20 protein-coding genes and 4 pseudogenes are annotated in these 25,268 nt (G+C 59.3%); 15 read left to right on the top strand and 9 right to left on the bottom strand.

Going from position 1 to position 25,268, the window contains the following annotated elements; genetic code table 11:
- Window positions 1-142 precede the first annotated feature (142 nt).
- Window positions 143-1,690: a Fic family protein gene (locus tag ACVWZ4_RS05525; protein WP_456705166.1), complete on the bottom strand. Its 1,548-nt coding sequence runs from the start codon at window positions 1,688-1,690 to the stop codon at window positions 143-145.
- Between the two features lie 334 nt (window positions 1,691-2,024).
- Here ACVWZ4_RS05525 and ACVWZ4_RS05530 point away from each other — a divergent pair, with 334 nt between their 5' ends.
- The 5 genes from ACVWZ4_RS05530 to ACVWZ4_RS05550 all read left to right on the top strand — a co-directional run bounded on the left by ACVWZ4_RS05530 (window position 2,025) and on the right by ACVWZ4_RS05550 (window position 5,100).
- Window positions 2,025-3,071, top strand: coding sequence for a nucleoid-associated protein (locus ACVWZ4_RS05530; RefSeq protein WP_456701596.1), 1,047 nt, complete (start codon window positions 2,025-2,027; stop codon window positions 3,069-3,071).
- On the top strand, window positions 3,031-3,741 hold the full coding sequence (locus ACVWZ4_RS05535) for a hypothetical protein (RefSeq protein ID WP_456701595.1): 711 nt from the start codon (window positions 3,031-3,033) through the stop codon (window positions 3,739-3,741). The genes ACVWZ4_RS05530 and ACVWZ4_RS05535 overlap by 41 nt, the downstream gene beginning before the upstream one ends.
- Complete coding sequence (locus ACVWZ4_RS05540; protein WP_456701594.1) at window positions 3,716-4,315, top strand: hypothetical protein; 600 nt, start codon at window positions 3,716-3,718, stop codon at window positions 4,313-4,315. Before ACVWZ4_RS05535 ends, ACVWZ4_RS05540 begins: the two co-directional genes overlap by 26 nt.
- Window positions 4,316-4,507: 192 nt before the next feature.
- The gene (locus ACVWZ4_RS05545) at window positions 4,508-4,849 is read left to right on the top strand and encodes a restriction endonuclease (RefSeq protein ID WP_456790499.1); all 342 of its coding nucleotides are present in this window, start codon (window positions 4,508-4,510) and stop codon (window positions 4,847-4,849) included.
- An 11-nt stretch (window positions 4,850-4,860) separates the two neighbouring features.
- Entirely contained in the window at window positions 4,861-5,100 is a 240-nt protein-coding gene (locus ACVWZ4_RS05550) for a hypothetical protein (RefSeq protein ID WP_456701592.1), read from the top strand.
- 488 nt (window positions 5,101-5,588) lie between these two features.
- Here ACVWZ4_RS05550 and ACVWZ4_RS05555 read toward each other — a convergent pair whose 3' ends face one another.
- Together ACVWZ4_RS05555 and ACVWZ4_RS05560 are read right to left on the bottom strand one after the other, a co-directional pair.
- Complete coding sequence (locus tag ACVWZ4_RS05555) at window positions 5,589-5,975, bottom strand: hypothetical protein (protein ID WP_456701591.1); 387 nt, start codon at window positions 5,973-5,975, stop codon at window positions 5,589-5,591.
- 296 nt (window positions 5,976-6,271) lie between these two features.
- Window positions 6,272-6,989 (bottom strand): annotated as a pseudogene (locus tag ACVWZ4_RS05560) (IS3 family transposase); the annotation flags it as partial.
- Window positions 6,990-7,144: 155 nt separating this feature from the next.
- Here ACVWZ4_RS05560 and ACVWZ4_RS05565 point away from each other — a divergent pair.
- From ACVWZ4_RS05565 to ACVWZ4_RS05580, 4 genes are all read left to right on the top strand, one after another.
- Window positions 7,145-7,864 (top strand): hypothetical protein, encoded by a 720-nt coding sequence (locus tag ACVWZ4_RS05565; RefSeq protein WP_456701590.1) that lies wholly within the window; start codon window positions 7,145-7,147, stop codon window positions 7,862-7,864.
- Window positions 7,861-8,160 (top strand): hypothetical protein, encoded by a 300-nt coding sequence (locus ACVWZ4_RS05570; RefSeq protein ID WP_456701589.1) that lies wholly within the window; start codon window positions 7,861-7,863, stop codon window positions 8,158-8,160. Before ACVWZ4_RS05565 ends, ACVWZ4_RS05570 begins: the two co-directional genes overlap by 4 nt.
- A 281-nt stretch (window positions 8,161-8,441) precedes the next feature.
- Window positions 8,442-8,591 (top strand): hypothetical protein, encoded by a 150-nt coding sequence (locus ACVWZ4_RS05575; RefSeq protein ID WP_456701588.1) that lies wholly within the window; start codon window positions 8,442-8,444, stop codon window positions 8,589-8,591.
- A 3-nt stretch (window positions 8,592-8,594) separates the two neighbouring features.
- Window positions 8,595-8,816, top strand: coding sequence for a hypothetical protein (locus ACVWZ4_RS05580; RefSeq protein ID WP_456701587.1), 222 nt, complete (start codon window positions 8,595-8,597; stop codon window positions 8,814-8,816).
- 163 nt (window positions 8,817-8,979) lie between these two features.
- Here the strand turns inward: ACVWZ4_RS05580 and ACVWZ4_RS05585 are convergent, their stop codons facing one another.
- The 3 genes from ACVWZ4_RS05585 to ACVWZ4_RS05595 all read right to left on the bottom strand — a co-directional run bounded on the left by ACVWZ4_RS05585 (window position 8,980) and on the right by ACVWZ4_RS05595 (window position 11,744).
- Entirely contained in the window at window positions 8,980-9,906 is a 927-nt protein-coding gene (locus tag ACVWZ4_RS05585) for a hypothetical protein (RefSeq protein WP_456701586.1), read from the bottom strand.
- 129 nt (window positions 9,907-10,035) lie between these two features.
- The gene (locus tag ACVWZ4_RS05590; RefSeq protein WP_456701585.1) at window positions 10,036-11,550 is read right to left on the bottom strand and encodes an ISNCY family transposase; all 1,515 of its coding nucleotides are present in this window, start codon (window positions 11,548-11,550) and stop codon (window positions 10,036-10,038) included.
- A gap of 53 nt (window positions 11,551-11,603) precedes the next feature.
- A complete protein-coding gene (locus tag ACVWZ4_RS05595) occupies window positions 11,604-11,744 on the bottom strand; it encodes a hypothetical protein (RefSeq protein ID WP_456701584.1) in 141 nt (46 codons plus the stop codon).
- A gap of 322 nt (window positions 11,745-12,066) precedes the next feature.
- Between ACVWZ4_RS05595 and ACVWZ4_RS05600 the strand changes: the two genes are divergently transcribed.
- The 3 genes from ACVWZ4_RS05600 to ACVWZ4_RS05610 all read left to right on the top strand — a co-directional run bounded on the left by ACVWZ4_RS05600 (window position 12,067) and on the right by ACVWZ4_RS05610 (window position 16,492).
- Entirely contained in the window at window positions 12,067-14,793 is a 2,727-nt protein-coding gene (locus tag ACVWZ4_RS05600) for a Ulp1 family isopeptidase (RefSeq protein ID WP_456701583.1), read from the top strand.
- A gap of 453 nt (window positions 14,794-15,246) precedes the next feature.
- Window positions 15,247-15,753, top strand: coding sequence for a hypothetical protein (locus ACVWZ4_RS05605; protein WP_456701582.1), 507 nt, complete (start codon window positions 15,247-15,249; stop codon window positions 15,751-15,753).
- Complete coding sequence (locus tag ACVWZ4_RS05610) at window positions 15,737-16,492, top strand: Mom family adenine methylcarbamoylation protein (RefSeq protein ID WP_456770587.1); 756 nt, start codon at window positions 15,737-15,739, stop codon at window positions 16,490-16,492. Before ACVWZ4_RS05605 ends, ACVWZ4_RS05610 begins: the two co-directional genes overlap by 17 nt.
- Here ACVWZ4_RS05610 and ACVWZ4_RS05615 read toward each other — a convergent pair.
- The 3 genes and pseudogenes from ACVWZ4_RS05615 to ACVWZ4_RS05625 all read right to left on the bottom strand — a co-directional run.
- Window positions 16,415-16,951 (bottom strand): annotated as a pseudogene (locus ACVWZ4_RS05615) (transposase); the annotation flags it as partial. The gene ACVWZ4_RS05610 and the pseudogene ACVWZ4_RS05615 sit on opposite strands and share 78 nt — an antisense overlap.
- 6 nt (window positions 16,952-16,957) lie before the next feature.
- A pseudogene (locus ACVWZ4_RS05620) lies at window positions 16,958-17,287 on the bottom strand (helix-turn-helix domain-containing protein); the annotation flags it as partial.
- Window positions 17,288-17,745: 458 nt separating this feature from the next.
- A complete protein-coding gene (locus ACVWZ4_RS05625) occupies window positions 17,746-20,322 on the bottom strand; it encodes a Ulp1 family isopeptidase (RefSeq protein WP_456790057.1) in 2,577 nt (858 codons plus the stop codon).
- A 785-nt stretch (window positions 20,323-21,107) separates the two neighbouring features.
- Between ACVWZ4_RS05625 and ACVWZ4_RS05630 the strand changes: the two are divergent.
- The 3 genes and pseudogenes from ACVWZ4_RS05630 to ACVWZ4_RS05640 all read left to right on the top strand — a co-directional run.
- Window positions 21,108-22,199, top strand: a pseudogene (locus ACVWZ4_RS05630) (IS3 family transposase); the annotation flags it as partial.
- A gap of 1,303 nt (window positions 22,200-23,502) precedes the next feature.
- The gene (locus tag ACVWZ4_RS05635; protein ID WP_456701579.1) at window positions 23,503-23,952 is read left to right on the top strand and encodes a hypothetical protein; all 450 of its coding nucleotides are present in this window, start codon (window positions 23,503-23,505) and stop codon (window positions 23,950-23,952) included.
- Between the two features lie 617 nt (window positions 23,953-24,569).
- Window positions 24,570-25,157, top strand: a complete 588-nt coding sequence (locus tag ACVWZ4_RS05640) for a GNAT family N-acetyltransferase (protein ID WP_456701578.1) — start codon at window positions 24,570-24,572, stop codon at window positions 25,155-25,157.
- Window positions 25,158-25,268: the final 111 nt, after the last annotated feature.

Raw genomic sequence — 25,268 nt, forward strand, 5'->3', positions numbered from 1 at the left:
CGACACGCGGGCGTATAGTCTCCTATTGGGAAACTCCGGAGGATCTGGCGGGATATCGAAAAAGAAGAAATCGAAGATGGCCTCCTAATATCAAGCGCACGCCCCAGACGACCCTGGTCATATTTTCATAGCGGGCAGACGGTCAGCTCTCCGTTCCAGGCTCGTCCGAGAAGGCCTCGAGATAGAGGCCCTCGATCTTCGTGACTTCGTCTGGCATCAGCTGGGAGAATTCATTTTCACGAGCGCGCTTTGAAAGCCGCCCTTCATTCTGCTGCAAGAATCCAAGGAGGTTGTTGAGGGTCCGCTCCGGCATATCGACCATGTTTTCGACGCCCGCCCGGAACGTATCGAAACTCCGTAAGAACCGGGTTTCCCTCGGAAGATCCTGTTCGATGGTCCTCTGCACGCATTCGTACAGGAACTCCGCATGCGGCGTTGCATCGAAGAAGCGGTAAAAGTCAGCGGTATCGTTCAGGACCTTGACGTTGCCTTGCGGAGTCGGCTCCCATTCTATGCACGTAAGCAATCTACTCGAATAGCTTTCCAACACGTCCTTGTATTCGCCGATCTTGTCGAGAATGGCTGCCGAAACCGGAAAATGGATGCCGGCAGGATTGAAGCCGCGCCGTCCCAGAACATGGTGCATCAGGTATCGGTGAATGCGGCCATTGCCATCCTCGAATGGGTGAACGTAGACAAATCCGAAAGCCAGCACGGCGGCGGCGATGACAGGATCAAGCTCATTTTCCGCCGCCTGATCGAAGGCGATCAATCCGCGCACGAGGGGGGCAATATCTTCGTGGCGTGCGCTGATATGATCCGGAATGGGTCTTTGCGTCTCGCGGTCATGCTCGCCGACAAAGCCACCTTCGTTGCGGAAGCCGAGCTTTACGAAGCGCTCATCACCGATGACGATCCGCTGCAGGCGCAGAAACTCCGCCTCGTCGAGCGGCGCCCGTCCTGCTTCGCCGATGACCTTGCCCCACCGCTGGATGCGATCCTGTGGCGGTCTTTCTCCTTCGATGACGTAACTCGACTTCGAGTCCTTGAGGAGAAGGAAGGCGGCGGTTCGCGCGAGCAGATCCTTCGGGACCTGGCTCACCACGACGCGGGCGCGCTCCTTGAGGTCCTGTGCAACAAATTCCGTCAGCACTTGGGTCTTGAAAACGAGCGGGCAGAAGTCCGATGTGCCTGGCAGATTATTACGGACGCGATGCCGTACCGAATTCTGCCCAGAACTCGCATACTGGAGTTCGGTATCGACGGCGTCGACATAGGAGACCTTGTCTGCTGTGGGCAGATTAAGCTCACGCCCCAACAACCATTCATAGAGAAACCAGATGCGGCGCGTGTAGAGTCCGGTCGGCTTCTGCTTCACAAGGTCTGCAATCTCGTCCTCCTTCACGGTGAGGAAGAGTCGCTTCAGGATGGCAAGGTCTAGTCCTTCGTTCTTGAGTGCGAAGGTGAGATGTCCCTCGAGGCTGACGTCCGGCGCATGACGTGGCGTGTAGATGCGCCATCCACTTTGCTCGAGGATGCGGTGCTTTGTGCCGGTGGCGGAAAGCAAGCGTGGTATCGGGACGGACAGCCGGTAGGCGTCAATTAGTGCTGCGTAGCCGGCGGGGGTCGCGGACTCTGGCAGCCTTCGATCATGAAAAACGCTCACAGGGCCTGAAAATTGTAGCGGCATTGGCTCAATCCATGAAAAACGTTCTCGGCCGTGAATTTCGTTTGCCATCTCGCCTTCCGGCCGAAATTAGATCTCACACCATGAAAAAGCTTCCCGCAAGCTAAATTTTACGAAAAATATTCACGTCACCCGAATTGCGGCATCGGACTTGGGCGAGTGAAGACCCTCAACAAATCGAAGAGCCGCCGCGCTCGACCGCGCAATACGCTAATTGCATCGTTGTCACAATTAAAAGTAGAATTTCTGACAAAAGTGCAGGATTCTTAACGGGATGCGACATAATTGGAAGAGAATCGCAGATTGCCAACGTTCTCCATTTGTTCTAGGGTGATTTATGGCCTCCCTTACTGAGCAGGAGTTCGAAAGCCTGCGCATTGACCAGAGCGTATTTCATATCGTCGGCCCCGGAGAGGAACACTTGCAGCTGCTCACGGCTTTCGATGCCGGCCAACACGCGCCCTTTTTCCTGGGCCGTGCCGGATCGGTCAACAGTGGAAATCGATACGAATTCATGGCGGACTCACCGGTGCGGGCGCAACTCGCACGGATCGGCCGGGATAAAGCAACTTTCCAGGAGGAAAGCGAGAAGCTCGCAACGGCGTTCAATGAAGCTCACGACAGCACGGCTGTCGGCGCCTTCCTGATCTTCTCGCTATCCTGCTCGAGCGGCCGGCTGTTTGCCCTTTTGAAATTCGAGGACGAGAAGGTTCTTACCTACGACTACGATATCAGCCGCGGACGTTCGGGAAAGCCCCGGCCGACCTTCGGCGAAATCGAGCGGACCTTTGTTCAAAATCGCAACGCTTTGCAGAAAGCCGCGCTCATCAAGCTGCGCAAAGACGGCGACGAAATCTGCGTTGTCGATCGTCAGAATCCGCAGCGGCCTGCGGCTTATTTTGAGCGATTCTTGCTGGTGCGGCGCCAGCGAACGGAGGAGGAACTGACCAAGGCAATCGTCGATGTCACGCGCAACATTGCCTACAAGCACAAAGACATCCTTCCGCAGGGCACCATGAAAAATCTGGCGCAACGCCTATTCGATGCCAGCCAGTCAGGTGGTTCAGTCGACGGCGAAAGCGCTCAAAATTGGCTGAAAAGCATTTTCGGACCGCTGCCCGACGACAGCCCGGTCGTGACCGACTTCAAGGCAAGGCTGAAACGTGAAGGAATGGCAGGAGAATCGTTCGTCCTCCAAAAGAACGCGATTCAGGCGCCCAGAAACCGCCGCGTCGAGACGGCAAGCGGGGTCAAACTTACCTTCCCCGTCGGTTTGACGCCGTCCGTAATTTCGGTGAATCCCGACAGGGGCGAGATCATCATCAAGGACAAGATCACACTCGATGACTTCGAGCTCAACACATCTGCTCGAACGCGTTCGTGAGCTAGTCGCGAACGGCACCTCGGCGGACGAACGTGTTGACGCCCTTGTGTTGCGAGGGCGGCTGCCGTCCGCCGGTGCGCAGGTGGCCTGGCTCGCCTTCGCCGACGAAGTCCCATCGCCGTTCTCATCATTGCAAGTTTATAATCCGGCCTTGGGTGGCGATCTCGTCACGGCGGATGTCTTCGATGCGACACGCGAGGTCGTGATCACGCTTGGAAAGCCAGCCGCCCCAGCTTGCGCCTTCTTTATTTTCCAATCGAGTATTCCACATTATTTGACGCAACGGTCTGTCCTGCCCCGTCTCGCGATCGTCGATTTCAATTCCACACAGGCATTTCGCGCGCGAGGACTGGAAGTCGCTTCATGGGATTTGGCGCAGCCGGTTCCGCCTCCGGAATCCCTGCTTGGTCGCATCGACCCCACTCGCTATGTACGCGACTTTGTTCCGGATCGTGAGGTCGTCACCGATCTCAATCCCTGGATGCTGGTGGCCGCACCGGCAGCTTCATCGCCAGGGTATCAATCATGGGAAACGGTGGCTGCGCGCAGATTGTTAGGCGGGGACGGATGTCGAGGCACGCCACCTGCTCTTTTCCGGCGAGTTGGCTCGGGCGAGCCGTCCTCAGCAGGATCTTGTCACGACATTGGACCAAGCGCTCGAGGCGGCTAAGGCAGCCTATGAAGCTCACGTCCAATCGTCGAGCCGCGAGACTCTGAAGGCGCTGGCCGATCTCCGCAAAACGGTTGTTGATGAAACACAAAAGGTCGCACAACGAGCGCAGGATCTTGCGGCGACACTCTGGCGCGACTTGGCCGTCTCGGCGGCGCCTTTCATATTGAAGATCGTGGGTGACGCGGCCAAGACGCCTGGTCCTCTCATCTCTTCCCTGTTCTATTTTGCTGCCGCAATATTCGTCGGTTTGTCATTCGCGTTACAGTGGCGGATCAATGGGGCGTTTTTCGAATGCCAGGCTTCTTCCCGGCGGAGCTGGATGCAGAGCCTTTATAGCTACATCTCGGTTCGCGAGCGGGAAGAAATCGCGGAAACGCCGATCGAACAAGCGATGAAAAACTATCGTGAGACCCGCGGCGTCCTGCTTGTTGTGTATGCGGTGTTGGTCATCGCTCTCGTTGTCGCCGGCGTGCACACCTTATACGATGCAACGCCCCCACCTTCGAGCCCCGCCGCAGGCGTCGCGCCAAGCCCAGTACCAGTTGCGCCACTTCCGGCAAAGCGGCCGTAATTTCGAGAAACTTCTGTAATTTGAGGGGTACGATCTACGCCGCGAAAGAAATCGTCTCTCTTGAACGACCTGGTCAGCGATTCCATAATCTCGTCGCCATCTTGGAGCGCATGTTCGCGCACCAGGACGGAGTTACCGTCGCTTCCTCTTTAAGGTTGACAAGGACACCGGTCGGCTTCGTGACATGACGTGGTGATTATCCGTCGTGCCCATCACGGGCCGAATCTGACCACCATTGAGAGCAGGGAGCAAGGGCGAAAGGTAGGAGTTCCTCAGAGCGAGGCCTTCGCCAAAAAGTGCGAAAAGACTGGAATTCACCACGGAATCGTAGTTGCCGCCAACGGTTTTACGAGCACGGCCCGCACCAAGGCCAAGGCACTGAACCTGACGTGCATGGAGTTGGCTGAGGCGGAATCCTTTGATTGGATTCGCACTTGTCACAATCGTTGGCTTGTTCCACAACTTCACCGCGATCGAGGGTCGCGTTCGCGTGATGGAAGCGAGCAAAAGGTCGCGAATCCATCCACGGTCTAAGAGGTGCGAGCTTGGTGGAGCTGCCCGATGCCTTTCTCGCACCCGAGGTATCGCTGGCCGGGCTACATTTTGCATCGGAGCATGAGGACGGTCGCGGCTCTCTGACTATCTCAACCTGCGGCATATTTCTGCACGTTGTTCGTCGTAAAGAAGCGTTTTGGCGTGAACGTCGCCTCTGGCGAAGTCCTGCCGACAAGTCCAGGCGGAGTAGAGATTCCGCGCTGGTCGATAAAGTCGGCCAGAAGATCTGACGCAGTCGAAACTCACTTCAACTTCGGCGGTCCAACGCCGCTGCCGTAGAGAGATAAGATTGTGGAATACCTAAAGCTGTTAGTTGAGGTCGTGAAAGCCGCGGCCTGGCCAATCTCAGCCGTCTGGATCGCCTACTATTTCCGCGATGCGATCGTCGCCCAGCACAACGTCGATCATTCGCATGATCACCACGACGCTCCGTGTACTCACGGCTTGTCCAAGACAGAAACCGACGCGCTCCTGGCATAGAATCCTGCTGCCAGTGGGCTTTAGCTCGCGGCTTCAAGGTGCGCCTGGACTGCGGCACGCCGGCACTCAGCGATGCGGTTCGCTGCTGCGATCGCGGCTAATGCAAAGTGTGGACATAATACTTGGCCGGGCTTGCTGCTCGCATCGCAATCAGACCGGCCGATCAGTCGATCTTGGGCAAGTATTAGGCAACCGCCCAAGCTCGTCACTTATGTCATTTATAGATCGATTCGACTGCTCACCGCTGATTTTGTTGTATCTTGAGATTATCCAACAGCTTCGATCCTTCACTAAAGGACCTCGACCAGGATCGCTCCGCCAAGTCTAGATAGCTTTTCAGCAAATCGGAGGCACTTTTGACCTCGGCAACGCCTTTTAGAAAATTGGCGTGATCGTGCAAAGAGGAAGCAGTCAATCTCAATCCGTCCTGCAAAATCGCCGTGAAGAAACTTGTCGTTGCTTCGATCGACTTCTGCCATTCTGGAAAGACGAATGAAGCGCGCGTGGCGGCCGTCGACTCTCTAGTGTGCTCGGTCGCGCCACCTGGCCCAGCGGCCGATGCTTGGGCCGCTTGCGGCACTTGTTGTGTACGGCGTTTCTCGTCTTCGGCTATGCTCGCTGCCATTGGATCTCTCATTTCTGACCATAGGTTGTAATTGGTTCGGCGGCTCAATTCCCTCCGATCCTCAGAGGGTAACACGATCTCCAATATGGGATAGTTACCTCTCTTGGTAGGTTAGGTCCACGGACTGACTTCAGACGACACACAATGTGAGCATGCTAGCGGCGGAGTTTTAGCCCGGCAGGCTCCGTTAGGTACCTGCCTGCCACTGAGTTTTCATCCAGCAGCGGCTAGAGCCTCTTTTTTGCTGTAGCGAGACCGAACTTTGGACAACCCAGAACTAGAGTTTTGCGCCTCTGTCACATTGGCGGGCTGGTTGCGCCGACGTGGTTGTGCAGCAAAATCGGCGGTCGATTGCCGATCGCGCCGTAGGCGCCGTTCTTCGTTATAGTATCTGGCCAAGTCTCCACTTTTCCTGGGCGTCCGCAAGGGACAGGAACCAGTGGGCGTTGAGACATTCGACCCGGAAGCGGCCGTTGAAGGCCTCGATGAACGCGTTGTCGGTTGGCTTGCCGGGCCTGGAGAAGTCCAGCGTGACACCGCGTTGGTAGGCCCATAGGTCAAGTTCACGAACTCGCTGCCTTGATCGACTCGGATCGTCGCCGGGAATCCCACTTCCTTGCAGGCCCTTTCCAGGATCGCCACGACGTGGCTGCCGCGGAAGCTGAACTGTGGCTGCAGCACCGGTGAGAAGCGGGAGAAGATATCGACGATCGTGAGCACGCGCAGCTTATGCCCCGTCGCCAGCTGATCGTGGACAAAATCCATCGCCCAGGTCTCGTTGACCCGCGTCGCTGGCCGGCTGTCGTCGCGCAGCTTGGCCTTGACCTGGCGCTTGGGCGTTTTGTTGCGCAATTGCGGGCCCAATTCACGATAGATGCGTCGGGTCTTGTTCTGGCCGTGACGCCAGCCTTCGCGGCGGAGCAAGACGTGAACACGGCGATAGCCGTAGCGGATACGAACATGGCAGATCTCCCTGATCTTCTGTTCGAGGGCAGCCTGCGTTTGCGCTCTGGCACTATCAAGCCTCGGTGTTCGACCCGAAGCTCGCGCTGCAAACCTCACCCCTGTTCCAGCGGAGGATTGCATGAACGCGGACGCCTCCTTCACCCGCAGCATAACGCCGCCAGGTTTCGCGACCGCCATCTTTCGTGCCAACGCCGGGAGGTCTGATGGCGCGCATCAGGACGATCAAGCCCGAGTTTCCGCAATCAGAGACCATCGGCAAACTGTCCCGGGACGCGCGCCTGCTTTTCATCCAGCTATGGACCCTCGCCGACGACGAAGGGAGGGCTCGCGCGGCCTCGCGAATGCTCGCGAGCCTTCTCTACCCATACGACGACGATGCGCCGAGCCCGATCGATGGCTGGCTCGCCGAGCTTGAGCGTCATGGTTGCATCACCCGTTATGAGGTTGAGGGCTCGACCTATCTGCAGGTCGATAACTGGCTGAAACATCAGAAAACTGATCGCCCGACGCCGTCGCGTTTGCCGGTTGTCAGCGAAGGCACGCGATTACTCCCGAGCCCTCGCGAGGCTTCATCGACGGACCTTGGACCTAGGACCGTGGACCATGGACCTAGGACCGTGGACCATGCCGCGCCTGTCGGCGCGCGCTCGGGTTCGAGCGAACTGGATTTGGGCGGTGAGCTCGGCCCGCCTCGGCCACCGCCGTCTGACGCGGAAACGGAACTGTTCCGACGCGGCAAGGAAGTCCTCGGCAGTGCTGCCGGAGGTCTCGTCTCGCGATTGCTCAATGCCAAGGGCGGCAAAGTCCCATTGGCGCGTGCTGCGATCGAGCAGGCGTCCACCAAGCATGATCCGCGCGAGTACATCGGAGCGATCATCCGGGCCCCACCCGAGCATGAGCCGCCGAGGGTGGTGCAGCCATGACCCGGCATCTGCCCCTCGACGAAGTGCTGCGGATGTTCGCCCGGATCGGATTCAATCCGCGCTCGCACAGCGGGACGCACGAAATCCGGTGCCCGGCTTGCTCACATCTGCGGCGCAAGAAGACCCACAAGTGCCTGTCCATCCGCTGCGATGCGGACGGCTTTTTCTTCCGCTGTTTCCACTGCGACGAATTCCATGGGAGCTATCGGTATGCCGACACATGGCGGGCGAACCATGATCGCGGCTGCGATGTCATCGCGGAAGGTCTCCGCGCCGAGCTTGTCAAGGTTTTTTAGGATGCACGAGAAGGTCGCGTAATGGACTTTGAAATCCCGCGTGGTGCGGAGCGCGAGTATCTGATCGCTTTCGGCGTGGCGGCGATCTATATCGCCACGATCCCGCGCGGCGAAGGGGCGCATCAAGCTGATGTATTCGCTGCGGCCCTCGGTGCCGATCCGGTAAGACGTGCCGTTCTACAAGGACTTTGCCGAGGTGATGCGGCAGGAGATGTCGCTCAACCTCGCGCTTGCGGTCATCCGCGCCATGTCCACGCGGCGCCGCTAACAGGGAGAGAGCCATGGCGACCAAACCGAGCGACGACGACAAGCACAAGGACAAGACGCAGGCGGACCATGCCGCACGCGAGCAGTCGCCGGCGGATCAATCCGAACAGCAGCAGCCCCAGCCGGAAGATCCCCCGCAGGGCGTGCCGCCCTATAAGGACTGACCCATGCTGATCCAGCGCGTGGCGCGAGACAGGTCGATCAACCGGCTCGATCCCGCATACCTCGCGCAATGGCGCGCCTACTATCGGAACATCGTCGAGCGTTATGTCGCGGGCACGCTGTCGTGGACGGATGCCCACAATGCGCTGATGTCCCTCGGCTTCCGCGACCATGCCCTCAAGGTCGAACTGCTCGAACTCGACAAGGCTCGCGCCCGGCGCCCTTGATCGTGATCGACGCACCCCACTTCTTTGCAGCCGTGGTCTTCGATCGGACCCGGCTAGTGGTACGGACGGCGCCCATCCTCCGCTACATGATCGGCTGGGATCGACAGCGCGTGCTTGCCTGTGTCGACCGCAAGGGTTGGCGGGCGACATGGCACGACTAAAACTACTCGCTACGCCTTCCGGACGGCTTCCGAAGTTCCCGGAGCGGCACGGTGGGTGTAACGCACTCGCCCTCGGGCGGCGGACGATCTTCGTCCTCCGCAACGTAGGCATCGGGATCGCCAAGGATCGGCACCGGCTCGCCAGTCCACCCGCACTTCTCGCATGTCGGCCGTTCCCACTCGACATCGGGCACGCTTGAGTGAAACCCGCGTTGAGGAGATAGCCGGTTCGAGCCGCACGCGGGACATGCGTCGGGCACGCCACGGAGATGGCGGATCACGAGAGACGCCGCCAGGCCAAGAGCATGTTCCACCGTGGTCGTCGCGGCCTCTTCGTCGTGCCAAGTGGAAGCCTTGGCGTGGGTGAGCCAGTTGGAAAAGCGCCACGACTCGTCCAGCAGCGTCTTGAAAAGGTGGCGCCGGTGCTCGTGCTTCTGACCACCGAGGCAAGTCGAACAGATGTGGTCCGCCCACGCCTTGAAGTCCGCCTGCTTAGGTTTGCTGCCTTCATCGCCCTCCCAAGGCACGATCACTTGCGCAGCGCTCGTGAACGCAAGCAATGCCTCGCGGCAGCGTACGCCGACGGCTTGGAAGTCGCTGACCTCTTGTGCGTTCGCGAGGGCGTCGGACGCCTCGGTCAAGTGGCGAAAGCAAGCCGCAAGCGGCTCGACCGGGAGTTCTGACAGCTTTGGCTGTTGGCTGCGGGGCATGCGCAAGCAGAGCCGGACATGAAACGTCACGGCCAAGTCCATGTTCGGGAACTGCTCTTGGGAGTACAGGTTGGTCGGATTGGTGATGACCCACCACCGATCGACGTTGGTGTGAACATCCCAAGCCACATGCTGATGGCTCAGCACGTTCTCGGCATAGACCTTTTGCAAGAACTCGATATAGCGCGACAATCTGGATGGGAAGCCGTATTGCCTCATGTACTGATGCTCCCGGGTGCGATCGGTTGCCTCATTTATTTTGCTCCTGGCCTGAGTTGAGGAGGAGGCCGGGTGCGGAGATGGCCGGGGTTTCGGAGCGCCCGGCCTCCTCCGCTGGTACCTCGCACGTCATTGGGGTGTTGTGACCTCGTACCCTGGCGGCGTTTTCTCGCTAGGAGCGAACAGCAGCGCATTCGCTTGCTCGCTGCGCCAGGATTTCAGCCGACGTTGAAGGGTTCGAAGAAGCTTCTTCGGATAGGCTCCAGGATATTCCATCTGCAAGCGCGAGAGCAGTTCGCTGCCAGTCCGCCAAGGCTCAGCGTCAAACCATTTTCGCAAATCTGGCGTTGCCCGGATCAGCGGGTCGGGACGACGTCGGCCTCTTTTCGTCTTCACGAGTGGCCGATCCGTCGGTCGCATGGCTCCGTCCTTCCAGGCCGTGCGCAAGCTTGCCAGGAAGCGATCGATCGGTTGCGATGCCACAGCAGGATGGCCGATTGGTTGGGTATCAGCGAGGGCCGCGAGGCGCTCCTGCACGTCGCGGATGTCGCGCAACAACGCGACTGGATCGAGAGCGGCATAGATTTCTTGGAGATGATGGCGGACAGCGTCAGGCGTGCGGGCGTCCGCTGCCAGGCGCTGGTGTGGTGTAGCCGGCGCGCTGTATGTCTTGCGTACACGGGCACCTTCGCGCTGCTTGGCTATCAATTTGAACGAGGGTTGGAAGAAGTTCACGAACAGCCGCGCCGATCGATAGAGTTCAGCCAGCAGCTTGGCCGCTTCCAGGCCCTCGAACCGACGATAGCCGACTATCCTGCGCACGACGGCGCCGTTCTTCTGCTCGACGAACGCCTGGTCATTTTTTCGGTAGGGCCGGCAGCGCGTGAAGACGATGTTGGCCGCCTCGCAGTAGGCTTTCAGCGTCTCGTTTATGAACACCGTATCATTGTCAGTATCGAAGCCGAGCAGCGCAAAAGGCAATTGTTTGCGCAATTCCGTCAGGACCGTGCTCAACAGCGTCTGTTCGCGCACGATCAGAGGAGCGCACTCCGTCCAGCCGGTAGCAATGTCGGTGAGCACGAGGGTCTGGATGAAGCTGCCGCGCGCAGATGGACCGCTATGCGCGACAAGGTCGGCCTCGACGAATCCAGGCGCCGGATCATTCCAATCTGCCGACGTCCTTATTGGAACACTGCGACGCAACGAGTGCGTCGCGTGCCGCCGACGCTTGCGACCTAATCCTTCTCGGACCCGCACCAATGCGCGGTCGATCGTCGCAGCGCTCATTGCCAAAAGTTTGTCGCGGATCTCGGGGGCAAGGTCGAGGTGGCCATGCCGTTCCATCGCCTCAATCAACGCAGGCATTAACGCCTTCAGCCGCTTCCCGCAGATCCGGTCTGACGCCTCCCAAAGGAGCACGAGCGCGTTGTGTTCTACCTCATTATACATTCGACGTCGCGCCCTTCGGCTTGGGCGCGCGTCTTCCTGACCTCGAAGTAGTCGCATCGCATGCTTGCGATGGAATCCGGTGATGTCGACGAACTCGTCCAATATCCGCGTCTTCTTCGCGCGATCCGAACGCCGATAGCGCGCGCCTGCTGCCGCCGTCAGTTCCTTCCGCGTTGCCATGCTTAGCCACCCCATCTTCGCCCCCGCTCGCTCCCGATCCAAGGGAGCAATTTACGTGAGGCAACGGCTCAGCATCCGGTAACAATTAGGGCGAGGCAATGCGCTCTTCCATCCTGATTGCCGCGCCGCAACTCGACGATCAGGTCGGGCGCCTGCCAGTTCATATAGTCGATGATGGCCTGTTTCTCGTCAGGCGTAGACTGCAACATGGTGGACCAACAATCCGGGGTTGACCGGCCCTTGCTTTAACACGAGTCGGGGCGCGCCTATCCGTTTTGCACCGGGTCCTACCGTTCGCCCGGAGCGGCGCGGGATCGCGGGACCGCGCACCTTGCGCATATCAGGGGCTTTCCGTTTTGGGCTTTGATTGAGCCCCGGACGGGCGGGAAGCGGCCAATAAACCGGGAATCGGCTCTCAGACGCACCTCGGGCAAGCCGAGCAATATCCTGCCGCGGCTCTACGGCCTAGTCAGCTTCTCGAAAGCTCGCGCGACTAGGGTTTGCTCAGGGGATCTTGGACGTGAGGCTAGCGTGGACCGGCAGAACTTTGACCCATCCAACGCAACAGCTTGGTCGCAGGTGCAGCACGACGTCTCGGAAGAGACGCAGGTGGGCCAGGCTAGGCAAGAGGGCTTTGAGCAGCACTTGCCCGAGGCGCGGCCACCCGATCCGGCTCCTGTCTCCAGCCGTGGCCGTCGCCGGAACCAACTTCCCCATCTCTCTACGGAAGATCGGGACATTATCGACAAGGCGATTGCCCAATATGCAAGTTCGCGGAAAGAGGCACCGGTCTATCAATATGCTGCAAGACTCCGCCGATTGATAAATGATATCCGCGCTCGTGGCCTATCGACCGATCTAACGGATCACCAGTCGCTGGCCAAGCACGCCAAAGCTCACATTCCAGACAATTTTATTATAACGGGGTTGAACATCCGCTATGTTGCTGGTGGTGCGCGACGCGCGGCCCCCTCAGCGGAAGACGCCCCTTTCATAGAGCAGCTGACCAATCCCGGCAAACTCAAAGACGACTCCTTTTCTTCTTATCGGGATGCTCTTCGCCGATTTTCTAAGGCGCTTAAGGGCGTGGGCCAGAGCATATCTAAGTTGGATCACGACTCGCGAGTCAAATTCGCTCATGAGTTGCTTCCGAAGAACAAAAATCTCATCTCCGCGTTGCGGAAGTTTCGTGACCAGCTTGATGCGAAACAAGTATCAGGTCCGAGCGGTTCTCGGGGAACCGGGGGGGATGGTGTTCCGTCGCCCAGGTCAGGTGGGGTTCCGGCCGAAGTCTGGGACCTGTTCGATGATGCGGTCGAGGAGCCGCCGACGAATCCAGTGGAGCTTCAGCGGCTGGAACAGGGCTTCCGCGAAGAGCTTCACGGACGGCGAGACGATCAAGGCGTCCGCTCAGGTCTGGCTTTCGATGCAGAGCAGTTTCCTCCGGCGAAACTTCGGCGAGTGCTCAATCACCTGGATGATCAATCCATGCCTTCGCAAGCCTCGGTAGATCCAACGGAGCTTCTGCGACTGCAAGAGCAGCTTCACAACGAAATTCAGCGGCAGCCGGATGAACAACCCAGCCGGTCATTCTCCGTCGATCAAGAGTTCAATCTAGAGCAGTTCTCTCCAGGGGCGCTTCGGCGACTGCTGGACGCTGAGCTCGAGCAGCCGCAAGTCCCCGTCAATCCAACGCACCTCAATGCAGGCGCTGGCGTGCTGATGCAGGTTCCCCTCCACGAATTGGAGAGGCTGCCTACAATGCAGCACAGCGGGCACGAACAACCTGCTGCACTGAGCAGGAGCAGCGTCCTGTCGAGCGACGACAACCGACCGACCAACTTCGTGATCAACACTGACCGTTACACGGTGCTGTTCGTACCCCCCGGCATGACGAGGCAGAGCACCCCACTCCATCCGCCTAGCGCCGCCATTGGTTTCGGATCTCGATCGGAAAGCGCTCCGCAGCCCAACGCTCCGTCGGGCAATCAAGCCTCGCCAGCACTGCCTTCCCGCAGGATGGAGCAAGCCGCGCCGGCGTCCGATAGGGCTGAGGCGGTATCCAGAGCGCTCGGCGAGACTTTTGATGTGTCTTTGTCTGTCCCCGAGGATTTCTCCCACGGCACCCAGCCCGCGCCGGGTATGATGCGCTTCAGGCTGGGCCACTGGGGTCTGTTGCCGGATGTAGCACAGCGGGTAAAGACCTACGACATTCGCGGTGAACGCTACACGGCTGTATTGGGACCGGGAGGGCCCAATGATGTTCAGCTCATTCACCTGCGTTCTCCCGCTATCGGCGATACATTTGATGTTTCGTTCGCGGTCCCCAAGGATTTTTCTCATCGCACCCAGCCGGCCCCCGACATGATGCTGTCGACGCTGGGCAAGTGGGACTTCTTACCTGTCGCGGAACATCCAATGATGAACTACGAGATTGGCGGCGAACGCTACACGGCCGTTTTGGGACCGAAAGGACCCGACGACGTTCAACTCATCCATCATTCTCGAATTGCTGATAAGTCTGCGCCAGCGGCTCCGTCCGACGTCTACGACGTCCTTGATTTGCCGACCACACCGGAGGAGCTGACTGATTACGCGAACTATCTGTCGGCGTTCCCGCGCATACTCTCCGGTCCCGAGCTCGGGGCATCGGGTCCGGCGGCCTCATCCCACGACCGTAGCGGGCGGGCTCTCGGCGCCACGGAATGGCTGGGCGACGAGCATATCCAGAGGGACTACGAGCTCCTGACGCAGGAGTTGCAAATGAATTATCCAAATCTTGCAGCCCGAACGCGGTTCGTCGATCCTCTCATAGCCTTTCAGTTGAGTTGGGGCGCCGAGAGCGACGCGCTCAGCGCATTGCAGCGCATCGTCGATGATCCGAATGGCAATGATGGAGCCGACTTCCTATTCCTGCCAGTGAACGATGGCAGTGTGACCGATCCTAACGGCACCCATTGGTCGCTGCTACTCGTAGATCGCCGCACGCGAGGAGAGCCGGTCGCCTATCATTACGATTCCGTTCAGGGACACAATGACGAGCCTGCAGAGCGGCTCGCAGAACGGCTGGGCCTGACTCTGCAGCGAGCCGGCATGGCCCCGCAGCAGAACAGCTATGATTGCGGTGTGTTCGTGGTGGACGGCACACGGGAGCTGGTTCGACGATTGGCGCAAGGAGAGCGGCCACAAGGCGAGCCGCTGCACCTCAACAACCTCGTCGCCAATCGGCAGGCACTCCGGGACCGGCTTAGGGGTTGATCGCGAGTGCGCCCGTCCGGTAGTCGTGTCGACCTCTAGGGTTTTCGGCGGCGTTTCAGGATCGGCCCCTGTCGCCGCGAGCAAGCGCACGAAATCAGCTGAATGCAGGAGGACCAGTAGGGGGCGACGCCGTTAAGAACGCAGTGAGAAGGTCACAACTGCCGCTAAGCGGTTAGAAAAGCGAATCGTGCTGTGCATCAAGACCAGGCGGGTGGCTTCCTGAAGAGACCATTCTGCCAGAATTGATTCGGCGCGAATCGTGACGAATTATTGCGATCACCAGCAGGTGCTGCCTGCTACAGAAGACGGCAAATCATGGATATCTTAGTCGGCAGGCGGGCCATGGAAATATGGCCCATCGATCGTTTGCGGCCCTATGAGCGGAATTCGCGGCGCCACTCGGCCGAGCAAATCGAGCAGATCGCGGCATCGATCCGCCAGTGGGGCTGGACGATGCCGATCCTCGCGGCGGATGACGGCATGGTTCTGGCCGGTCACGGCCGACTGGCGGCGGGCACACTGCTCGCCATCGCCGAGGTGCCAGTCATCGTGGCGCGCGGGTGGAGCGATCAGCAGAAGCGCGCCTATGTCATCGCGGACAATCGGCTGACCGATGCGTCCGATTGGGATGATGAGATGCTGCGACTCGAATTGAACGACCTTCTCGAAGGCGGCTTTGAGCTATCGCTGACCGGCATCACCGAAAGCGAGTTGTCCCGGCTCTCGGTCGGCGTCGGCGAGCTGGAAGCGATGCCGGAATTGCCCGATGGCGACCGCTCCCCATATCGCGACATGACGTTCATTCTGTACGGCGATCAGTGGGAGACGGTCGATCGCGCAATCAAGCTCGCGATCCTGCCGCGCAAGCCGGGCGACGCGAACCCGAACCGGTCGCCGCAGGGCAATGCGCTCGCGCGCATCTGCGAGGAATACCTGGCGCGCCATGTCACCGACGGCTAAGGACATCCGCGTCGCGCCGATCGCCAAGCGCGACGCCGACGCGCTGATCATCCGGCTCCACTACAGCCACAAGACGGTCAACAACGCGTCCCTCGCGCTCGGCGTCTTCCTCAACGGGCGCCTTGAAGGCGCGATGACATTCGGCCCGTCGACGGACAAGAGCAACATTCAAGGGCTGGTCCGCGAGACGCCGTGGAACGGTTTTCTCGAGTTAAACCGGCTCGCCTTCTCGGAGGCGCTGCCGCGCAATAGCGAAAGCCGAGCGCTGGCAATCGCGATGCGGATGATCAGGAAGAACTATCCGCACATCGGCTGGGTGATCTCGTTCGCCGATGGGTGCCAGTGCGGCGACGGCACGATCTATCGCGCGTCGGGCTTCGTCCTGACCGGGATCAAGGTGAACAAGAGCCTTCTGCGACTGCCCGACGGTCCGGTCACGCACAAGATGACGCAAGTGACCGGCAAGAACCGCGCGGCCCACTTCGCCAGGACTGGCGGATCATGGTCCGGTCAGGGCACGCCGCTCGACGGCTACCAGATGCGGTACATCTATCAATTGATGCTGCAAGCGGCGGTTTGCGATGGTGTCGCGCTTGATGCGGTTTCGTTCTGCGAGCATCGCCTCAGCCCTGCCGAAGTAGACATCGGCTGGCGTGAGGTTGTCGATACTCTCATGATAGCGGACGTGATTATAGTGTTCGACGAAGGCTCCCACTTGACGCTCGAGATCACCGGGTAGGTAATAATTGTCGAGCAGGATGCGGTTCTTCAGCGTCTGATGCCAGCGCTCGATCTTTCCCTTGGTCTGAGGATGGTACGGCGCGCCGCGCACGTGCTGCATGCCCTTCTGGTCGAGCCACTCGGCCAGATCATCCGCCACGTAACTCGAACCATTGTCGCTGAGAAGCCTTGGCCGGTGCGCGACGGCGATGTGGTCAAGGCCAGATGCGGCGAGTGCCCGGTCGAGGGTGGCTGTGACATTGGAGGCGCACATGGTGGGACCAAGTCGCCAGGCGACGATGTAGCGCGAGAAGTCGTCAAGCACGGTCGAGAGATAGTACCACCCCGTCCGGTGATCTTGAGCTAGGTGAAGTCGGTCTGCCAGAGCTGGTTGACGGCCGTCGTCTTGTCCTTGAACTCGTTCGCGGCCTTGATCACCATAGGCCGGGCTGGTGATGAGGTCATGCGCCTTCAGCAGCCGATAGACCGACGCCTCGGAGACAAAGTACTTTCGTTCGTCGGTGAACCGCACGGCCAGCTCGCGTGGCGACAGCTCAGGTAACTCCAGCGCCAGGTCGATGATCTGGCCCCGCACATCGTCCGGGATGCGGTTCCAGACCCGGTCTGGTCGAGACCGATGATCGGCCAGCGCCTCAACGCCTCCCTCGCGGTAGCGATCATACCAGCGATAGAATGTGGCGCGCGGGATCCCGAGCTTGTCCAGTGTGCGCTTGGCCGGAAGGTGCCATTGCTCGACCAAATGGATGATCTCGGCCTTCTCTGAGGCGGGATACCTCATGCCTCGTCCTCCCATCTCCGTTTATACTTTTTTTGAGCAGACGGTTCTGCAGGGTCAGATCGGCGACGGCCTCCTTCAAGGCGGCGGCGTCCCGGCGGAGGTCTTTCACCTCGCCGGAGGTCGCAGCTCGTGCCGTGTCGCCGGCCAGGCGGCGCTTGCCGGCCTCGAGAAACTCCTTCGACCAGCCGTAATACATCGAGGCGGCAATGCCTTCTCGGCGACAAACTCGGAGATGTTCTCCTCGCCGCGCAATCCTCCCAGCACGAGGCGGATCTTCTCTTCCGCCGAATACTGCCGGCGGGTCTGGCGCCGAATGTCCTTTAGCACTTGGTCTGCCGACGCTTTGCCCGGTCCGGCTTTCTGTCTCATCTTCGCTCCTGGTGGCTACGATGAACCAGAAATCCTCCCTCCGCAAAATCCCAATGCTTGTCTCACAAGCCCTGACGGCGAACAATCGACACGCGCACTCGCGATCAACCCCTAAGCCGGTCCCGGAGTGCCTGCCGATTGGCGACGAGGTTGTTGAGGTGCAGCGGCTCGCCTTGTGGCCGCTCTCCTTGCGCCAATCGTCGAACCAGCTCCCGTGTGCCGTCCACCACGAACACACCGCAATCATAGCTGTTCTGCTGCGGGGCCATGCCGGCTCGCTGCAGAGTCAGGCCCAGCCGTTCTGCGAGCCGCTCTGCAGGCTCGTCATTGTGTCCCTGAACGGAATCGTAATGATAGGCGACCGGCTCTCCTCGCGTGCGGCGATCTACGAGTAGCAGCGACCAATGGGTGCCGTTAGGATCGGTCACACTGCCATCGTTCACTGGCAGGAATAGGAAGTCGGCTCCATCATTGCCATTCGGATCATCGACGATGCGCTGCAATGCGCTGAGCGCGTCGCTCTCGGCGCCCCAACTCAACTGAAAGGCTATGAGAGGATCGACGAACCGCGTTCGGGCTGCAAGATTTGGATAATTCATTTGCAACTCCTGCGTCAGGAGCTCGTAGTCCCTCTGGATATGCTCGTCGCCCAGCCATTCCGTGGCGCCGAGAGCCCGCCCGCTACGGTCGTGGGATGAGGCCGCCGGACCCGATGCCCCGAGCTCGGGACCGGAGAGTATGCGCGGGAACGCCGACAGATAGTTCGCGTAATCAGTCAGCTCCTCCGGTGTGGTCGGCAAATCAAGGACGTCGTAGACGTCGGACGGAGCCGCTGGCGCAGACTTATCAGCAATTCGAGAATGATGGATGAGTTGAACGTCGTCGGGTCCTTTCGGTCCCAAAACGGCCGTGTAGCGTTCGCCGCCAATCTCGTAGTTCATCATTGGATGTTCCGCGACAGGTAAGAAGTCCCACTTGCCCAGCGTCGACAGCATCATGTCGGGGGCCGGCTGGGTGCGATGAGAAAAATCCTTGGGGACCGCGAACGAAACATCAAATGTATCGCCGATAGCGGGAGAACGCAGGTGAATGAGCTGAACATCATTGGGCCCTCCCGGTCCCAATACAGCCGTGTAGCGTTCACCGCGAATGTCGTAGGTCTTTACCCGCTGTGCTACATCCGGCAACAGACCCCAGTGGCCCAGCCTGAAGCGCATCATACCCGGCGCGGGCTGGGTGCCGTGGGAGAAATCCTCGGGGACAGACAAAGACACATCAAAAGTCTCGCCGAGCGCTCTGGATACCGCCTCAGCCCTATCGGACGCCGGCGCGGCTTGCTCCATCCTGCGGGAAGGCAGTGCTGGCGAGGCTTGATTGCCCGACGGAGCGTTGGGCTGCGGAGCGCTTTCCGATCGAGATCCGAAACCAATGGCGGCGCTAGGCGGATGGAGTGGGGTGCTCTGCCTCGTCATGCCGGGGGGTACGAACAGCACCGTGTAACGGTCAGTGTTGATCACGAAGTTGGTCGGTCGGTTGTCGTCGCTCGACAGGACGCTGCTCCTGCTCAGTGCAGCAGGTTGTTCGTGCCCGCTGTGCTGCATTGTAGGCAGCCTCTCCAATTCGTGGAGGGGAACCTGCATCAGCACGCCAGCGCCTGCATTGAGGTGCGTTGGATTGACGGGGACTTGCGGCTGCTCGAGCTCAGCGTCCAGCAGTCGCCGAAGCGCCCCTGGAGAGAACTGCTCTAGATTGAACTCTTGATCGACGGAGAATGACCGGCTGGGTTGTTCATCCGGCTGCCGCTGAATTTCGTTGTGAAGCTGCTCTTGCAGTCGCAGAAGCTCCGTTGGATCTACCGAGGCTTGCGAAGGCATGGATTGATCATCCAGGTGATTGAGCACTCGCCGAAGTTTCGCCGGAGGAAACTGCTCTGCATCGAAAGCCAGACCTGAGCGGACGCCTTGATCGTCTCGCCGTCCGTGAAGCTCTTCGCGGAAGCCCTGTTCCAGCCGCTGAAGCTCCACTGGATTCGTCGGCGGCTCCTCGACCGCATCATCGAACAGGTCCCAGACTTCGGCCGGAACCCCACCTGACCTGGGCGACGGGGGAGCCATGATCGACGACTCGTCGGGTCGATCATCCAACAGCCGCCGGAGCTCCTCTGGAACGAGAGCCAGCATTGGTGAGGAGGCGGCCTGCCGAGAGCCGTCCGTCCCGGAAGCGTCCTCTCCGGCGCCGCTTCGGCCAGCTGAATCGCCGGCAGCAAAATACTTAGAAAGCGAAACCAACGCGGGATGGAATCTCATGTCACCCGGGAATGCCGCTTTAGCTCGATCAAGCAAGGTCTCGTGATCGAGTCCAGCAAGCGTTTCACCCCTAGACGCAAGACTTATTGCCAATTGGCGAAGAGCCGTAGCGTGATTTTTCGCGGTGCCCGGTTTCACTCCCCGGTTCCTGATGGCCTCCTGCATCGCCGCCTTGACCAGATGATTCGTGCCGCTGCGATGCTCATGAAGATCCTTCAACGCCTGACGCATTTTCGCGTCACTCGGGAATGACTGTTCAGCGTGAGCGGCCAACGACGAGTGATTGAGCTCGTTAATCGTCTTGCCCTGCTGCCCCAGATCATTCCCCAATCTACCAAGAGCCTGGGTGTAACATGCAGCGGTGATCGGTCCCAACCTCCCGCTCGCAACGGGATCCTGGAACACCGCGTGGATGAGGTTGCGCTCTACGTCAGACAGAAAGGGATAATCGAAAGGCGATAGGCTCCCGCGGGCGCGAATTCCCACGTTGGCCTCGCCCGCCCCACGCAAATGCTGCTCAAAGACCTCTTGCAGGCCCTCCCCCGCCTGCGGCTCACCCGAGACGGCGTGCTGCACCTGCGACCAAGCTGTTACATTGGATGGGTCAAAATTGTGCGGGGCCGAGCTAACCTCACGTCCGAGATCACTTCAACAGACCAGTACGCGGGCAGCCTTTCGAGAAGCTGACGAGGCAGAGTTCGTAACGGTCCGTTGCTCCATCTTGTTCGATGCGCCCGGCAGAATCCGCCATCGCAGCAATGCTACGCCATGTTTATATCGTACGCGCGTCTTCCGCTGGAGGAACGAACACTGGTGCTACACAACACGGACAAAAGACACTCAGTATTCTTATGGGGTTTGGAAACAAGCCTTGGCGACTGCTGGCGCAAATTGCGCTCATTAAGGCAGCATTCGCCCGATGAGCCACAGCTCGACGGCGGCTTTGTGCGTCCATTTCCGCGCCAATTTTCCTCGCCTTTTTTGGCCGATCTCTAGCTGGTTCGCAGCGCAATCAAAGGCCGAAAGGGAAAGCGCGAGATATGCGCAAGGTGCGCGGTCCCGCGATCCCGCGCCGCCTCGGCTTGAAGTGGACCCCCGGATTGTGGACCGGCGGCTTAGGTGGTGCGGATGCCGTTCCGCTTTGATAAACGGAGCGGACCATGAAGAAGATGAGACGGAAAATCGATGCGGCGCTGAAGGCAAAGATCGCCTTGGAGGCGCTACGAGAACAATCAACGGTGACGGATCTGGCGGCGCTACCAGGTGCATGTGAACCAGATTTATGCGTGGAAGAAGCAGCTTCAGGATCAAGCGGTTCGGACGTTCGACGCGGGCGCCGGTCGGGATGGCGAGGCGACCCACGAACTGGAGGTCGAGAAGCTCCACGCCAAGATCGGACAATTGATGGTCGAGCGAGATTTCTTAGCCAGGAGGTCCGGAAGATGAGCGCGCCGGATCGCCGAGGATTGCTTCAGCGCGATCATGAGAGTCTATCGATCCGCCGGCAATGCCAACTGCTGAGCGTTGCGCGATCGAGCGTATATCGGCCGCCGCGGCCGGCCAATGACAACGACCTTGAGCTGATGCGACGGATCGACCAGCTGTTCATGGCCTGGCCGTTCCTGGGCTCGCGGCGGATGACGGCGATGCTCAATGGCGAAGGCTGTCGCATCAATCGCAAGCACGTGCAGCGGTTGATGCGCAAGATGGGCATCGCGGCGCTGGGACCAAAGCCCAGAACCACAAAGCCGGTGCCGGGACACAAAATCTTCCCGTATCTCTTGCGCCTTATGGTGATCGACCGGCCAAATCAAGTGTGGGCGGCCGATATCACCTATGTGCCGATCGGCCAGGGCTTTCTATATCTGGTGGCGATCATCGATTGGGCGAGCCATGCGGTGCTGGCTTGGCGCCTGTCGAACACGATGGACACATCGTTCTGTGTGTCTGCGCTCGAAGAGGCCTTGGCGCGCTTCGGCCGGCCTGAGATATTCAATACCGACCAGGGCAGCCAGTTCACCAGCGCCCCCTTCATCGGCACGCTGGCCGCAACCGGCGTCAGGATCTCGATGGACGGTCGCGGCCGCTGGATGGACAACGTGTTCATCGAGCGGCTGTGGCGCTCGCTCAAATAGGAGGACATCTATCTCAAGGGTTATTCGGATGGCCACGAGGCCAAAGCCGGAATCGCCCGATGGATCGAGTTTTACAATTTCCAGCGCCCCCATCAGGCGCTGGAAAACCGCGCGCCGATGGCGGGCAGGTGTCACCGGCGCATTCGGCGAAGAGGCTGTGGATATGACCTTCTCGCAAGCGAGAAGCTTGGACAACGCTGCGCGTTGCCCACATCCCCACAGCCACGACAGCAGCAAGCAACAGTGGCGTAAAGTATCGGGAAGAACGAACGGTAGCAAGCTGCACTTAAGAAACCAGACCCGGTGGTCCTCAGCATAGGTCCACTTCCACTACCATCTTTTTGGCTGCCTTGATCCTGAGTCGCTCAGTATCCCAGGCGCGTACTGCAGCTCCATAGAGCACAACATCCATCCCCGGGGCGCTGCTCAGGAGCAACTTCAGCCCCGGGTCAAGCTTGGCTGCAACCCCGTCAAGGTCAAAGCCCTTCACTCTGGCTCGCGCCCGCTCTTGCTCTGAGCGTAGGCAGCGGACGATATCCGAAAGTGGAGCGCACACTCCCTACCATTTCTTGGAGGAGCGCAAGGTTGCTTTCAATTGTAATTTAGTGACACGGCCTCGCCTAATCGCAGCTGCATCGCTGACTAACTGGCCGCAAAGAGGACGTGCCTGGCCATAAGTGGCCACGGCAATAAGATCGCTGAATGCGATGCCTTGGGCACATCAGGCTTGCGTTTTGTTGGTCGGCAGCACGACCTTCGGGAGTGAAATTTGGAAGAGTTGATTGTGATCGCCAAGGGAGATGAGTTCTCACTGACTATGCAGCGGCAGGCCGAACTGTACGGAGGATGTTAAATGGTCTGGAAGGAAGAACCTTTCGCGGACCAGAAATGCGGAAGTTTTGTGGAGTTGCCGAATGGCCCCACAAGCAGGCCTTTCGAGGTCCGCTCTGGCAGGAGGTTCAAACGTTGACGTAACAATCCGCTTTTGGAATTCTATCACCGAATTGATGCCGCAGCTTGCTTTCGAGACGCCTTGTTCGATTGCAGTTCCCTCATGTGCGCGCGGCAAGCTCAACCTGACGGTGTCGGGACTGGAAACGTCGCAGAGGTTGCCGTCGTCTTCGCCGATGCATAACCCAACTGGAGGCGGAACTGGTCTACAGCCGAATACTTGCAGCGCAGAATTTGTTCGTTCTTGCAAGATCCCGGTCTGCCCAGCGGTGAATGCTTGTTGACGCCCCAAAACTCGCCGAACGACCGCCCCGGAAGGACTGCCTGGAGTAGCTGGTGAAGACACGTCGGGTGCGACTGGAGGAAAACCGTGACGTCTCAGTGGGAATACCAGCTTAGATTTGGTATGAGCGATTCGGCTGTGGCGGAGGCGATACGACTAAGACTCCAAGAGCCGAAGTTGGGGCCATTGTTCGATACTCTCATATCCCATCGCGCCGCCCCAAAATGTCTGTTCGATACCTTTACCGCATACTTGGCCACCGCCGAAAGATACGGCATCGAGCGGTATCCGCTCTACGAATGGACAAAGGCGATGATCGAGATTCCGACGAAGCAAGAGGAGTATTTGAAGAACTTCGCAGCCTACGTTGACGATTGCGAGGTTTTTGCCGAGGCAACTGCCGATGCATTGGAGACAGCCCTGCAGTCACTGGTCGGCTGCGGACTGATTGCGCGGATGATCAAGCACAATACCAATCCCGCCAACAATCCGCAGCCGCCAGAGTGGAGAGCTATGACGGAACCTGGTGATGAGTCGACGTTCGCGCGCAGACACCGAAGCAATTTGCGCAATGCGTTGGCTGGTCAACCCGACAACGTCAGCAACACGGCTCTCGCCAAATCGACCTCCTCGTGACCGTGCGAAAAGGAAGGGTCAACAATGCCGCCTGCCGCTCTTTCTTCACTCTCCACAACTGGAGATTTGCCTGCCACCAGTTGGCAGTTGGCACGTGTTTTGAACAGGAGACCTTACGCAGAACAGCTCAATGGGAGACAAGGTGATGCCTCATAAAAATCGTTGCCAATCTCGACGTCGACGCGCGACGTTTGCTAACCTGCTTGGCCGTGCCGGGAGCCCGGTTCAATCGCAGCCATCGCACGATGTTCGTATCGGTTGCGTGCCGTGACTTCTTCGTACTTGCAATCTCAAAGCGTCCTGGTTTCTTTCGAGCGGCCTGCCGAACGTTGTCGAGGCCAAGAAAGTTGACGCTCCCTTTAGGAAGGGCAGGATCCAGATGACGCTCCCAGGCCCGGAAGCACTGGTGCTCGCCACGAAGATCCAGATCCAAGGGTCAGCCACCGAGGCGCGTTCGTCCGAAGCGACCGTCGAAGGCGGCCTTCTGAGGCAGGAGGAGAGCCCGAACAGAAACCAAATGCGCCCGACGAAACCTCCATGCTGCATTTCATTCCGCTCCCGTTCCGAGGTATCGGCCCCGTGTCCCCCTTACAACTCTGCCCCCCAAGAACGACATCATGACAACGGAGATGGAAGTCACCTCTGCGAACGCAAGCATTCGGGCAAGCACCGTCTGGACAATTGTGCTCGGCTTTGCCGCCGATCCGTTGATGCGTTGGAGTTGGCCTGACCCAGGGCAATATCTTAGGAGAATGCCTCAATTCGTTAACGCCTGTGGCGGACGAGCATTCGAGCATGGCACAGCATACGTCATCGGAGAGAGTTGCGCCGCGGCCCTGTGGCTGCCTTCCGACGTGCAGCAAGATGAAGATGCGCTGGACGCAATCATGGCGCTGTCCCTGCGCCCGGAGGTCACCGAAGATATGGCACACCTCCGGCAGGGAATGGCCGAACATCATCCGCCGGAGCCACATTGGTATCTGCCTCTCATTGCCGTCGATCCGAACTGGGCCGGACAAGGGCTTGGCACATTGCTGATGAAATACGCTCTTCAACGATGTGATGAGCAGGGCATCGCTGCCTACCTCGAAAGTTCGAACCCGGAAAACATTCCCTTTTACCAACGTCACGGCTTCAAGGTTATTGGAGAGATACAGCACGGTTCTTCGCCCCCACTCACGCCAATGTTGCGAACGGCTTATTGACCAAGATCGGAGACGCTTCGCATGCTCCAGATGCCGGGGCTTCGCTGCGGAGATGGCGAACTGGTCTGGCCAGAGTGCGCCACCAATAAAGGCCGATGCCCGCTTTGAGTA

The sequence above is a fragment of the Bradyrhizobium sp. USDA 4472 genome (assembly GCF_054058595.1).